General features: G+C 70.1%; 11 protein-coding genes. 5 read left to right on the forward strand and 6 right to left on the reverse strand.

The window, feature by feature from the left end; genetic code table 11:
• The first annotated feature begins 50 nt into the window (after positions 1–50).
• Positions 51–1,448 (forward strand): AAA-type ATPase lid domain-containing protein, encoded by a 1,398-nt coding sequence (locus PV646_RS33580; RefSeq protein WP_500346319.1) that lies wholly within the window; start codon positions 51–53, stop codon positions 1,446–1,448.
• Here the strand turns inward: PV646_RS33580 and PV646_RS33585 are convergent.
• The 4 genes from PV646_RS33585 to PV646_RS33600 form a co-directional block, all read right to left on the reverse strand.
• On the reverse strand, positions 1,438–2,514 hold the full coding sequence (locus PV646_RS33585) for a serine hydrolase domain-containing protein (RefSeq protein WP_500346320.1): 1,077 nt from the start codon (positions 2,512–2,514) through the stop codon (positions 1,438–1,440). The two genes, PV646_RS33580 and PV646_RS33585, sit on opposite strands and share 11 nt — an antisense overlap.
• An 87-nt stretch (positions 2,515–2,601) precedes the next feature.
• Positions 2,602–3,270 (reverse strand): phosphoribosylformylglycinamidine synthase subunit PurQ, encoded by a 669-nt coding sequence (locus PV646_RS33590; RefSeq protein WP_500346321.1) that lies wholly within the window; start codon positions 3,268–3,270, stop codon positions 2,602–2,604.
• Complete coding sequence (locus tag PV646_RS33595) at positions 3,267–6,050, reverse strand: AIR synthase-related protein (RefSeq protein WP_500346322.1); 2,784 nt, start codon at positions 6,048–6,050, stop codon at positions 3,267–3,269. Before PV646_RS33595 ends, PV646_RS33590 begins: the two co-directional genes overlap by 4 nt.
• A 304-nt stretch (positions 6,051–6,354) precedes the next feature.
• Complete coding sequence (locus tag PV646_RS33600) at positions 6,355–6,546, reverse strand: hypothetical protein (protein ID WP_500346323.1); 192 nt, start codon at positions 6,544–6,546, stop codon at positions 6,355–6,357.
• A gap of 241 nt (positions 6,547–6,787) precedes the next feature.
• Here PV646_RS33600 and PV646_RS33605 point away from each other — a divergent pair, with 241 nt between their 5' ends.
• The 4 genes from PV646_RS33605 to PV646_RS33620 all read left to right on the forward strand — a co-directional run bounded on the left by PV646_RS33605 (position 6,788) and on the right by PV646_RS33620 (position 9,856).
• Positions 6,788–7,627 (forward strand): SAM-dependent methyltransferase, encoded by an 840-nt coding sequence (locus tag PV646_RS33605; protein ID WP_500346324.1) that lies wholly within the window; start codon positions 6,788–6,790, stop codon positions 7,625–7,627.
• Positions 7,628–7,744: 117 nt separating this feature from the next.
• Entirely contained in the window at positions 7,745–8,581 is an 837-nt protein-coding gene (locus PV646_RS33610; protein ID WP_500346325.1) for a hypothetical protein, read from the forward strand.
• Positions 8,578–8,895: a transcriptional regulator gene (locus PV646_RS33615; protein ID WP_500346326.1), complete on the forward strand. Its 318-nt coding sequence runs from the start codon at positions 8,578–8,580 to the stop codon at positions 8,893–8,895. Before PV646_RS33610 ends, PV646_RS33615 begins: the two co-directional genes overlap by 4 nt.
• 88 nt (positions 8,896–8,983) lie before the next feature.
• Positions 8,984–9,856, forward strand: coding sequence for a phosphotransferase (locus PV646_RS33620; protein ID WP_500346327.1), 873 nt, complete (start codon positions 8,984–8,986; stop codon positions 9,854–9,856).
• On the opposite strand, the gene PV646_RS33625 is transcribed toward PV646_RS33620, so the two are convergent.
• On the reverse strand, positions 9,857–11,797 hold the full coding sequence (locus tag PV646_RS33625) for an FtsX-like permease family protein (protein ID WP_500346328.1): 1,941 nt from the start codon (positions 11,795–11,797) through the stop codon (positions 9,857–9,859).
• 3 nt (positions 11,798–11,800) lie between these two features.
• Positions 11,801–12,580, reverse strand: a complete 780-nt coding sequence (locus PV646_RS33630; RefSeq protein ID WP_500346329.1) for an ABC transporter ATP-binding protein — start codon at positions 12,578–12,580, stop codon at positions 11,801–11,803.
• Positions 12,581–12,599: the final 19 nt, after the last annotated feature.

The following is a 12,599-nucleotide window of genomic DNA, read 5'->3' on the forward strand; positions in this document are numbered from 1 at the left end:
GAACCCGGGGGTCGTACTCTGGGGTCCGGACGGGCGACGAGGAGGTCGACGTGGACGACCGGCGGCTGGCCGCGATCCCGCAGCGCCTTCGGGCGTCGTGGCTGCGCAGCGAGGGCTACGGCGTGCCCGAGGACGAGGTTCGGCCCGTCTTCACCGGCACGGTCGACACGACGTCGTTGTTCTACGAGTGCGGCCACGAGGTCCTGCGCGGGCTGCACGCCACGTTGTCCAACGAGCCCATCAGCCTGATGATCACCGACAGCGAGGGCCTGGTGCTGACCAGGCTGTGCACGGACCCCGGCATCGTCCGCTCGCTCGACCGCGTCTACCTGGCACCCGGCTTCTACTTCGCCGAGACCAACGCCGGCACGAACGGCCTGGGCCTCGCCCTCGCCGACCGCACCGCGTCGCTGGTCAGGGCCGACGAGCACTACTGCACGGGCCTGCGCGGCTACACGTGCGCGGCGGTGCCGGTGCTCGACCCGGTGTCCGGCGCCCTGGCCGGCAGCGTGAACCTCACGACCTGGTCCGACCAGTCGTCCGACCTGCTCCTGGCGCTGGCCCAGGCCGCGGCGGGCAACACGGCGGCGTTGATGCTGGCCCGCGCCTCCGGCCGCAAGGCCCGTCCGGCGCCGCGCGGCGAGGTGTTCCGCGTCTACGCCGACCGGGTGGAGCCACCCCGGCTGTCCGCGGCGTGGACGTCCGCGGTGGCCACGGCGGTCGACGCGATGCGGAACGACCGGGTCGTGGCCGTCGTCGGCGAGCCGGGAGCGGGCAAGACCGCGCTCGCGACCCTCGCCCGCCGCACCGTCCGTCCGCGGGAACGCCTGCTCAACGCCCGTCCCCCGGCTCCGGACGACGTCGGCTCGTGGCTGCGGCTGTGGACCCCGGAACTGGGCAAGGCCGACACGTGCGTCGTCGTCTCGGACGTGGACGCGTTGCCCGCGTGGGCGGCCTCGTCCCTGGCCCCGCTGCTCACGGGGTTCGCGCTGACCTCGACGGACGCCCTGCCCGAGGCGCTGGCACCGTTGGTCGACGTGGTCGTGGAGGCCCCGGCACTGCGTTTCCGCCCCGACGACGTCCTGCCGCTGGCCCACTACTTCGCGCACCGCGACCGAGGCCGTGAGGTCACGTTCACCTCGGCCGCCGTGCGCGCGTTGCTGTCCTACGAGTGGCCGGAGAACACCAGGCAGTTGCGCCAGGTGGTGCGCGTCGCCGCCGCCCGGTCGGACGTGATCGACGTGCAGCACCTGCCCGCCGAGGTGTTCACCGGCGTCGGCCACCGGCTGAGCAGGCTGCAGGCTCTGGAGCGCGACGAGATCGTGCGCTGCCTGACCGAGCCGGGCGCGACGATCGCGCGGGCGTCCGCCGAGCTCGGCATCGGGCGGGCGACGATCTACCGCAAGATGGCGCAGTACGGCATCAAGGCCGACCGGCTCAGGGGCTAGTCACGGCGTTCGCGATGCGCAGCGTCATCTGCTGCTGCGTCGCGTCGCGCACGGTCGGCGTGAACGAGTAGGCGATGCGCCGCTGCTGGTCCCTGGTCGAGAACACACCCGCCGCGTAGCCGTGCCACTCCCCCGTCTTGCCCCAGACCTGGATGCCGTTGATGGTGAAGGTCTGCAGCCCCGTGGCGTAGGAGGCGGGTTGACCGTCCAGCATGGACACCTTCGGCAGGGTGAACATCTTGTCCAGCAACGCTTCTGGCAGCAGGCGTCCGCTGAAGAGCGCCTTGCTGAACCGGGTGAGGTCACCGGTCGTGGAGATCATGTCTCCCTCGCCGTGGGCCCTCGACGTGCTGAAGTCGCTGACGTCGACCCTCTGCCCCGAGACGGTCAGGTAACCGTGGACGTGCGCGCCGCGGATCCTGGTCTCGGTGCGGGCCGGCACGTAGGTCTTGGTGAGGCCGAGCGGCCGGGTGATGCGCTTTTCCACGTCCAGCGCCAGATCACGGCCGGTGATCTTCTCGATGACCATGGTGGCGAGCAGGTAGTTGATGCCCCGGTACTCCTGCTTGGTGCCGGCGTCGAACTTGGGCGTGGTGGCGGGGACCAGCGCGCGGAGCTGCTCGGGCGTCCACTGGTCGTAGCGGTGCGCGAGGACCTTCTCCGGCGTGCTCAGGTCCGGGTAGCCGACCTCGTTGGGGATTCCGCTGGTGTGGTTCAGCAACTGCCCGACGGTCACCGCGTCGATGGTCTCCGGCAGGTCGGGGAAGTAGTGCCGGACCTTGGTGTCCAGGCTGAGTCTGCGCTCCGCCACCAGTTGCAGCGCGACCGTCGCCACGAACACCTTGGTGACGCTGCCGATCCGGAACCTGTCGTCCGGGCGGACCTCCCGCTGCCCGTCCGCGAGGCCCTCCGCGCCGTACCAGCGACCGGCTGGGCCCGCCACCCTCAGCTGCGCCGACGTGACCACCGGGTGCTCCAGGTCGGCGATGGCCGCGTGCAGCAGTTCCGGTTGCAGCGGCGGCAAAGGAGTCACCGCGACCATCGCCGCGATCAGGAGTGATTTCATGATCACCACGATGGCGTGGTGATCATGGCACGGCCATGGCGCTGGCCCCCGCGCTCGCGGTAGGGCCAGCACCAAGCCGGTCTGCCGCTACCGGACCGCGCGGACGCCGTTCTCGAAGAACGCCAGCCGGACCTCGCGGTCCATCGCGCGTTCCGGGTGGTCCATCAGGCCGAACGCCAGTCCGTCGGCGCTCGTGATGCCCGCGACGTCCTCGAACGACCCGTCCGGGTTGGAGTCCTTCTCGTACCGCAGCGCGACGCGGTACCCCTCGGTCTCACTGCCCGGGTCGAACCGGCCTTCCCCGTGCGCGCACGGGAAAGCGAGGGTCTGACCACCCAGGCCGGTGAGCCACGGGCTGTCGTTCTCGCTGTCGACGACGTGCCGCTGGTTCTCCTCGTTGTGGAACGTGCCGGCGCTGTTGACCTTCAGGCCCACCTTGCCGAAGCACCCTCCGCGCACGGCGATCTGGAAGCCGTTGCAGATGCCGATCAGCGGACGCGTGCGGGCCGCCTCGAACTGGTCCGCCAGGTGGCTGCGCAGCAACGCCGCCGCCACCGCGCCACCGCCGAGGTGGTCGCCGAACGAGAACCCTCCGGGAATGCAGAGGATGTCGGCGTCGTCGAGCCGTTCGGTGCCCGCGAGCAGGTCGGCCGCGAACCTCATCCGCGGCTGCGCACCCACCTCGGCGAACGCTCGGACGGTCTCCTCCTGGCAGTTGGTGCCGGGCAGGTACAGGACGTTGACGGTCGGCTTCATGCGATCCTCGCCGTGAACGAGTTGAGCCAGCCGTCGCGCGCGGCCGGGGCGAACAGGTCGACGCCTTCGAGCACGATGCCGGTGCCCTCCAGCGTTCCTTCGAGCGTGCCGAGGACGACGGGGGTGAGCTCGGCCGGCAGCGCGGCCACGTCCTCGGGGGCGACCTCGACGACGGCGCCCACGCGGTGCTCGGCGAAGAGCGACTCGGTGGTCCCCGACTCCAGCTTCACACCGATGCCGCTCGCGAGCACGCCCTGGGCGAGCGTGGCCGCGACACCACCGGCGCCGATGCGGGCACCGCTGCGCAGCAGGTGCCTGCTCGCGGCGAGCGCGGTCAGGTAGCTGTCCACATCGGACAGTTCCAGGTCGTCGAGCGCGCCGATCGGCAGGCCGAGCTTGCGCGCGGCGACCGTGCCGACCGGGGACGACGTGCGCAGGCCGATCTGGACCAGCACGTTGCCCGCCGTGGTCCACTGCTCGCGCAGCAGGCCGTCGGTGTGCGGCACCTTGCCCAGAGCGCTCAGGAACACCGCGGGCGGCACGCTGACCAGGCCCTCGTCGGTCTGCACCGAGCCCGCAGACGAGTCCTTGCCCGAGATCAGCGGCACGCCGAAGTGGCGCACCAGCACCGCGAGCTCGTCGACCATGCCGACCAGCCACTCACGCCAGTGCGGCGAGAGGTGCGGGGTGTAGAAGTTGTCGCACATGCAGATGTCCTTCACCGCTGCACCCGCGAGCACCTGGCCCGCGATGGCCGCGACGAACATCTGACGGGTCGCGGCGACCGGGTCGGCGTCGAACATCCACGGGTTGAACGCGGTGTTGAGCACCGCCGCGGCGGGCGAACCGGTGACCGGCGTGCCGGCCCAGTAGGCCGTGCGGACCGAGTGCTCGGTGCCGTAGTGCGGGCCGTACCAGGTGTTGCCCTGGACCGTGGAGTCGTACTGCGAGTCGGCGAAGTGCTGCGAGGCCACCTCCGCGTCGGCGACGACCTCCTCCAGCAGTCCGGCGAGCTGAGTGGGCGCGAGCTCGGGCCACTCGACCACGTCGGACGGACGCGGCGGCGGGCCGACCTCGAACCGTTCGACCTCGATGTCGAGCAGGTCGTAAGACACGTCGAACCCGGTCTCGCCCTGGTGCGCCGGAGCGGCGTCCGGGGCGGCGGCGATGAGGGCCTGTTCGGTCAGGTCCGGGGCGTGGAACACGTGGTAGCGACCCGTGTCCGCGAACCGGCCGATGACCGTCGACCGCACCATGTGGCGGTCGAGGATCTTCTTCGCCCGCTCCTGGTGCTCCGGCGGCACGGCGAGCAGCATGCGTTCCTGCGACTCGGACAGCAGGATCCGCCACATCGGCAGCGCCGCCGTCTTCAACGGCACCAGCGCGGTGTTGATCCAGACACCGCAGGCCTCGCCGATCTCGCCGACCGCGCTGTTCAGGCCCGCGCCACCGACGTCGGTGAGGGCGCTCATGCAGCCCTCTTCACGGAGTTCGATCAGCGCCTTGCGGAACTTGACCTGCTCCAGCGGCGCACCGATCTGCACGGCGGTCGTGTCCATCGTGGCGCCCGCGGAACTGGCGGACGCGCCGTGGATGCCCTCGTTGCCCGTCAGGCCACCGATCAGCACAACGAAGTCACCGGGCCGCGGCGTCCCCCGCTGCGCCGCCGACACCGGCAGCAACCCGATGCTGCCGCCGAGCGCGAACGGCTTGGCGCGGTACGCCGGGTGGAACGTCATGCGCGACGACATCATCGGCACGCCGAAGGTGTTGCCGTACTCCTTGATCGCCCGGATCGTCTCGCCGGCGAGCCTGCGCGCGTCCGGCCGGCCCTGGATGGGCGCGGGCGCCTCGGGCTCGCCGACCGCGGTGTACTCGAAGCTGCCGATCGGGTCCGCACTCAGCCCGGTCCCGAGGATGTCCCGCAGCACACCACCGAGCTTCGTCAACTGTCCGAAGTAGCCGGAGATGGCCGACGGCCCGTTGTGCGTCTCGGCCTTGATGGCGATCGCGTGGCCGTCGTAGAAGTCCCAGACACCCGCGTTGTCGTGGAACATGCTCAGCACGTTGGGGTTGTCGACGTCCTTGGCCGCCTGGATCAACCGGCCGAGCAGGCTGCCCAGCGACTTCCACGTGGTGTGCGCGCAGTGGTCGCTCCACCGGGCGTCCAGCGCCTCCAGCAGCACGTCGGTGACGAACTCGTCCCCCAACGTGACCTGCACGTGCTGCACGTGCTTCATCTGCGCGAGCGTCAGGTTCCGCCCACCGGCCGTGCCGAGTTCTTTCAGCTCGTCGTCACCGAGCCCACGAAGGTCGAACTGCGCGGCCTTGTCGTAGTGCCCCTGCGGCACGAGGGTGTCGTAGCGCGGCTCCTCGTCGTGCAGCTCCTCGATCGTCGCGTTGAACCGCGTCGAGAGGATGAGGTCCCGCAGCCGCGGCGACGCCGACCGGTAACTGGTCGCGACCTTGCCGGCCCGTGCCTTCACCCCGAGCAGCCCGCACACCGTGATGATGGAGTCGCTCTCGTTGTCGACCACACCGCGCTTGTAGGCGACCTGCACGGCCCCGGCGTCCAACGGCTGGTCGAGCGAGACCTCGACGTCGAGTTGGTCACCGAGCACAGCGGCCACCTCGCCCAGCGCGGCGGCGTCGGGCGCGTCCACGAACTCGACGTAGTAGTCGCGCCACACCTCGAGGTCGTCGAGCCCCCACGATCGGCCGAGCTCACGGATGTCGGGCTCCGCTACCCCCGCGGAGCGAACCGAGAACTTGTGGATCAACAATCCTCCTGGAGCTGAACGGTCGGGAGCAATTGTCCCCGGCAGCGACCGCGCTCGTGGAAGCACCCAGGCATCCGGGCGGGACCGCACTGCGACACATGCAGCACCCTAGGCGGTGGGTCCTCGCCTGGCCGAATCGGAGAAGGGCGACGCGCGTCACTCGTGAGCGGGAACGTCGTCCCGTCACGCCGCCCTGGCCAGATCCTCGGACAGGTTTCCCTCGAACACGTGACCGATTGACCCCGAACGGGCTATGAAGACAGGCGCGGCGACAAAAACCGCGACCTGTCTGGGGGCCCTCTTGTCAGAGCACGACCTGTCCTGGGCGGACGCCGGTCACGACGATCCCGCGTTTCTCGGCGAGATCTTCTCGCTCGCGTTCGTGCGCGGAGTCGAACCGCTCGACGCGTTGCGCGGCTACCCCGAGGTGGCCTCGGCCTTCTCGCTGGGCGAGTGGACGGTGCTGGCGCAGCCGACCAGCTACCGGCTGGGACACCTGGCGGACGCGCTCTCACGCGGCCCCGGACCGCCTGCTCCCGCTGATCCGCAAGGCGGGCTTCGTTCCGGACGACTCCGACAGGTGGTCGACCCCGGCGCGGCGGGCGAGCTGGTCGCTCAACCTCGAGCGCGGCCGCATGACCGACGAGGAACGCGCCCGCGGTCACCGCTTCGGCCACCTGACCAGAGCACTGGCCGCCGCGTTCCGCGCCGACCTGGCCTGACCGGAGGAGAACCCGATGCCGGACCTGAAGATCCCCGCGGACGGACTGAGCCACACCGCCCTCTACACCGCCTGGGTGCGGCACGTCGAGGCCGGGCAGCCGCACCCGCTCTTCACCGACCCGCTGGCCGGTCACCTCGTCGACGAACTGAGGGACCACCCGCCCTCAGCCGCGTTCATCGCGCAGATGGGCGTCACATCGAGCGGTTTCCCCTCCTACCACGTGGTGCGCACCAGGTTCTTCGACGACCGGATCGCGACCGCGCTGGACGCCGGCGCGCGGCAGGTCGTGACCCTCGCGGCGGGCGTCGACGGCCGCACGACGCGCCTGCCGTGCCCGCCCGGCACCCGCTGGTACGAACTCGACCTGCCGGACATGACCGAGTTCAAGACCGCCCTGGTCGCGCGCTCCGGCCTGACACCGGCCTGTGAGCGGATCGGGGTGGCCGCCGACCTCACCTCGGACTGGACGAACCCGTTGCGCGCCGCCGGGTTCGACGAGGAGCAGCCGACCGCGTGGCTGGTCGAGGGCGTGCTGATGTACCTCACGCCGGCGCAGGGCGACGCGCTGCTGGCCGAGGTGACCGCGCTGTCGGCTCCCGGCAGCCACCTGCTCCTCGAACACCTGCAGGTGTCGATGCTCGGCGAGCAGGGCGCACAGGTGCGGGCAGACCTGGGCAAGCACGGGGTGGTCTTCACGGCGGCACGCGACGACCTGGCGGACTGGCTCGGTGCCGCCGGGTGGCAGGCGAGCGTCCACGCGGGCGTGGACCCCGCGATCGGCCACGGCCGGACCGTCGCACCGGTGCCCGCGGCCTGGCTGGCCGCCGCGACCAGGGTCAGCGCTGCCCTCTGAGAACGGCCCCCGTTGAGCCGACGGACCAGCACCGCGTCCCTGGGCCGTCGGCCGCGTTGACAATTCTGGTTTGCGATGCAAACCTAACTGCATCACAGTCAAGTTTGGGGGAACACCATGACGAGTGATCCGGGCGAACTGCTCGACGAACTGGCCGGCCTGCGCAAGCGCGCCCGCGACGACCGCCACGGGTACTGGTTCCCGTTGCTGCTCATGGGTGTTCTGACCCTCCTGTCGCTGCCGCTGTCCCAAGCCGACCCGAACCCGACCGACCACCTCGTCGACGGCGGGCCGGGCTGGTGGATGAACCCGTTGGTGCACCTCAGGTTGAAGACGGAGGTGGTGCACCCGCTCGGCCTCGCGGTGTACTGGCTCGTGGCGCTGCTCGTGGGCGTGCTCGCAACCGTGTGGTGGTATCGGTGGCGTGCCCAGCGCGTCGGCGTGGAGACGCCGACGGGCACGTACGTCCAGGTAGCACTGTTCGGGCTGGTCGCCGTGCTGTTCGGAATTCCGTTGAGCACCAGCGTGATCCTGCATTACACGCTCTTCTACCCGACGGTCCTCGTCGCCGCGATCGTCATGGCGGTGTTGCTGGGCTTGGCATTGCTCTGCTTCCGCGCGCGGCGGTGGCGGCCGCTGTTCGTGCCCGTCGGCCTCCTGCTGGTGTCGGTGGCGTTGTCGCTACTGCAACTGCCGGACGTCGACATCGATCTCGGGATGGCCGGCGGGGCCCAGTTCATGGCGATCGCGCTCGGTCTGGTGACGCTGGCGTGGATCGAACGCAGCGTGCTGTGCACGGTGATCGCGGTGGTGTTCACGGCCTGCGTGCTGATCGTCAACAATCTGTCCATGGAGAACGACGCTCTGGGCGGCGCCGGTGGCGTGCTGCTGCTCGCGACCACCCTTGTGCTGGGCGGACTCGGCGCGCTGCTGGCAGGCCGGGCCTCGTCGTGACGGAGCACCCGACAGCGGCACTCGACGACGTCGTCCACCAGCGGCACCGGCTGGGGATCCTCACCATCGCGGCGGAGGTGAAGAGGGTGGAGTTCGCGTACCTGAAGTCCACTCTCGGCCTCACCGCCGGCAACCTCTCGCGCCACATCGCGGTGCTGGAGGAGGCCGGGCTGCTGGTGATCGAGAAGGGCTACGAGGGCAAGCGACCCAAGACGTGGGTCAGCGTCACGGCCACCGGACGCCAGGCGCTCGCCACCGAGATGGCCGCGTTGCGGGCGTTGCTGGAACGCCACGGCGACACCCGAAAGGCGTGAAGACCGTTCGGCGTTTCCCTTGGAAAAACTCCAAGCAGTAGAACAAGCAGAGGAACACGGTCGATGCGCCCACGATGAAGGATCCCCGGTGTCGGAACAACCTGAACGCACAACGGTTCTCAGGCACCACGCCCCCGCGTCGAGGTCGCATCTCAGCGAAGCCGACGTGCAGTTCCGGGAGTGGATGCACGAGAACCTCGACCGCGCGGCCGAACACTTCGGTCTCACCGTCGTCGGGAAACCTCGACCCGGCTGGCTGGACCGATCGATCAGCGCTCCGGTGCAACGGAACGACGAGCGGTTGTGGCTACGGGTGGTGTCCGAGGACGGGCAATGGATCGAAGGTGAGTTCTGGACCGGAAATCTCGAAGCGAACTCCTTCGCCGGCCTGTCCAAGCCTCGTGTCATCGACGTTTTCGAGTGGGAGCACGGACGGCACCAACGCGCGGAGTTGATGACGTTGATGCCGGGTACGCCGTGCTCCCGCACCGACGTCCTGCGCCACGCGGCCGACCTCCCGGACGAGTGGTGGGCCGAACTGCGCAGGACGAGCGCGTCCATCGCGGCGACGCCGACCGAGCGCGTCAACGCCGACCAGGCCCTGGTCACCGGCCGGATGCAGCAGCAGTTCGGAAACTCGGTGAACCCCGTTGTGCGCCAGTGGGAAACGGTCCACGGCGATCTGCACTGGGCGAACCTGATGGGCCCTGAGTTCGGTCTGCTGGACTGGGAGTCGTGGGGCCGCGGTCCCGCCGGAACGGACGCCGCCACGTTGCTGAGCTACAGCCTCCTCGTGCCGCAGACCGCCGAGCGGGTGCGCGACACGTTCGCGAACGTGCTGGCGACCGACGCCGGCTTGCTCGCCCAGTTCTACGTCGCCGCCCGGCTGCTGCACCGCGCCGGCAAGGGCGATCACCCGGACCTCGTCGTACCACTCAGGAAACACGTCGCCAGCTTGTGATCATTCCTTGGCTGCGACCAGGGACACAGGGCGGTCCTTCGTCGCGACGGCCGCGGTGATCGCGCTCGTCACCGCCACGATGCCGACCGAAGCGATCGCGACGACGGCCAGGAGCGTCCACGGGACGAACACGACGGTCGTGCCGATCGCCTTGTGGACGGCACCGCCGATGCCGGCCAGACCCGCCCCGGCCACCACGCATCCGAGCACGAGACCGATGATCGCCACCGCGACGGCCTCGGCCACGGCCGTCCCGACCACCTGACGCCGAGTCAGCCCGGTCACCCGGGATACCGCGAACTCGCGCCGCCGTTCGGTCCCGGCGATGACCACCGAGTTCACCACGGCCATCAGCGCGTACAGCCCGGCGAGGCCCATCAGCACCGTCAGGATCTTGACGTTGCCGTCCTGGGCGCTCTCCGCGCGTGCCCTCGCCCAGTCGGACACCGCCCGAACCTCACCGAAGCCCGCCTGCTCGATCCGGCCTGCCACGTCCTCCGGGTCCTGTCCCTGCGCGACCTGGACGACGGTTTCGGTCGGTGCACCCGCCCACACCTGTGCGGGCAGGGCCTGGCGAGGAACCAGGAAGCTGTCCCCCGTCTCGAGGGTCTCCGGCAGTCCTCCGACGACGGTCAGTCGCAGCGGCTGTCCACCGGCATCCCCCACGAGCACCCGGCCGGGACCGATCCGGTCGGCGTGCCGGGCGGGACCGGTGAACACCGTGTTGCCGGTCAGTGCGCCCAGGTCACCTGCCGACGGCGGCAGCGTGTGCGTACGCGCGTAGTCGGCGGCGTCGACCGCGATGATGCCGCTGTAGAAGTTCCTCGTGATCACCCGCTGGTTCTGCGTCCTCTCCACGGTGATCGTGATGTCCACGGCGTTCTGCCGGGAGGCGACCGCCACGCCCTCGATCCCCTGCAGCCGTTCCGCCTCCTCGCCCGTGGAGGTCACCACCAGGTGGGCGTTCACCGATCGCTGCGCCTCCGCGCCACCCGCGGCGGCGAGCGAGCCGAAGGTGCCCGCCAGCCCGAGCAGGAGCGCGACCAGCACGATCAGCGGAGAGGCGGTGGCGGCGCTGCGCCGCACCCCGTCCCGCAGGTTGGCCTGCGCCAGGCCGGCCAAGGTGTTGCCAGGCAGGAGAATCCCGAACAACCAGGCCATGAACGGCACGACCAGAGGGCTCAGCAAACTCATGGCGACCGCGCCGAACATGGCGATGCCGAGCGCGGCCATCATCGCGCCGATCAGGTTGGCGCCCTGCGCCCACACCACCATGGCGAAGGTGAAGGCCGCGAAGGACAAGCCGAAGAACCACCGCGCCGGGGTCATGACCCTGGCCGCCTCGCCCGTCTCCCGCAGTGCCTCCAGCGGCCGGATCTTCGCCGCCCGCAGGGACGCGGTGAACACCCCGGACAGGGCGACACCGATGCCGACGACCCCGGCGACGATCACGGCCCACGTGTGCCACGGGGCGGTGAACCCCTTGGGCAGCAGACCGATCTCCACGAGCAGCCACGTCTGCGCCTGCTCGGCCACCAGTCCGATCGGCACCCCCAGCGCCGATCCGGTGATCCCGAGCAGCAGCGACTCGGACAGCAGCAGCGCCCGCAACTGGCCACGGCTTCCGCCGGTGAGGCGCAGCAGGGCGAGGTCGCGGCGACGCTGCGCGACGGTGAAGCTGAACGTGGAGCTCACGATGAAGACCGCGAGGAACATGGCGAGGAACGCGGTCATGCCCATGACGGTCGCTGCGGCGACGTAACCCTCGCGGATCTTGTCCTCGGCCTGGCGCGGCAGCCCTGCCGGCACCTGGGGAGTTCCGGTGGCCACCAGGATCAGCATCGACGCCTGCACCAGTGCGACACCGACGCCGACGCTGAGAATCGCGCCGACGAACAGTTCCCACCGTTCGCGGAACGTGCTGAACGACATCTGGAACATGGCTCAGCTCTCCAGCCGCGCGAGCCGCTCGGCGACGTCGTGGATGGTCGGCATGGTCACGCGGTCCACGATCTGGCCGTCCGCCAGGAAGATCACCGTGTCGGCGCTGGCCGCGACCGCCGGGTCGTGCGTCACCATGACGATGCTCTGGCCCACTGTCCGCACCATGTTCCGAAGCAGTTCCAGGACGATCTTCGCGGAGTGCGAGTCCAGCGCGCCGGTGGGTTCGTCGGCGAACAGCACGGCGGGACGGGAGATCATCGCGCGGGCGATGGCGACGCGTTGCTGCTGACCACCGGAGAGCTCACGGGGCCGGTGGCTCGCGCGGTCGGCGAGCCCGACGCCGGCGAGAGTCTGCCGGACGTCGTTCTTCGACACCCGCACCCCGGCGAGCTTCGACGGGAACGCGACGTTCTGCTCGGCGGTCAGCGAGCTGATCAGGTTGAAGTTCTGGAACACGAAGCCGATCGTGCGGCGGCGCAGCTCGGTGAGCACGCTGTCCGGCGCCATGGTGATGTCACGCCCGGAGAGCACGACGCGTCCGCTCGTCACCTGGTCCAGCCCGGCCGCGCAGTGCAGCAGTGTGGACTTGCCGGAGCCGGAGGGCCCCATGACGGCGGTCCAGGTTCCCTCCGGACAGCTCAGGCTGACGTTGTCCAGCGCGGCGACACCGGTGTTCTTCGACCCGTACATCCGCGTGACCTGCCGCAGTTCCACAGCCGGGTAACCCGCGTTCGGCACCCCCTGCCGCTGACCGGCGGTGAGGTGCTGATTCCAAGCCATGAAAACCCCCGTGTTCGGT

The organism is Streptomyces sp. ID05-26A, assembly GCF_033794685.1.
Lineage (GTDB): Bacteria > Actinomycetota > Actinomycetes > Mycobacteriales > Pseudonocardiaceae > Lentzea.

Excerpts from the sequence above, each read along its gene's own strand:
- PV646_RS33585 (WP_500346320.1), bottom strand. The coding sequence starts at position 2,514 with ATGAAATCACTCCTGATCGCGGCGATGGTCGCGGTGACTCCTTTGCCG.
- PV646_RS33590 (WP_500346321.1), bottom strand. The coding sequence starts at position 3,270 with ATGAAGCCGACCGTCAACGTCCTGTACCTGCCCGGCACCAACTGCCAG.
- PV646_RS33605 (WP_500346324.1), top strand. The coding sequence starts at position 6,788 with ATGCCGGACCTGAAGATCCCCGCGGACGGACTGAGCCACACCGCCCTC.
- PV646_RS33610 (WP_500346325.1), top strand. The coding sequence starts at position 7,745 with ATGACGAGTGATCCGGGCGAACTGCTCGACGAACTGGCCGGCCTGCGC.
- PV646_RS33625 (WP_500346328.1), bottom strand. The coding sequence starts at position 11,797 with ATGTTCCAGATGTCGTTCAGCACGTTCCGCGAACGGTGGGAACTGTTC.
- PV646_RS33630 (WP_500346329.1), bottom strand. The coding sequence starts at position 12,580 with ATGGCTTGGAATCAGCACCTCACCGCCGGTCAGCGGCAGGGGGTGCCG.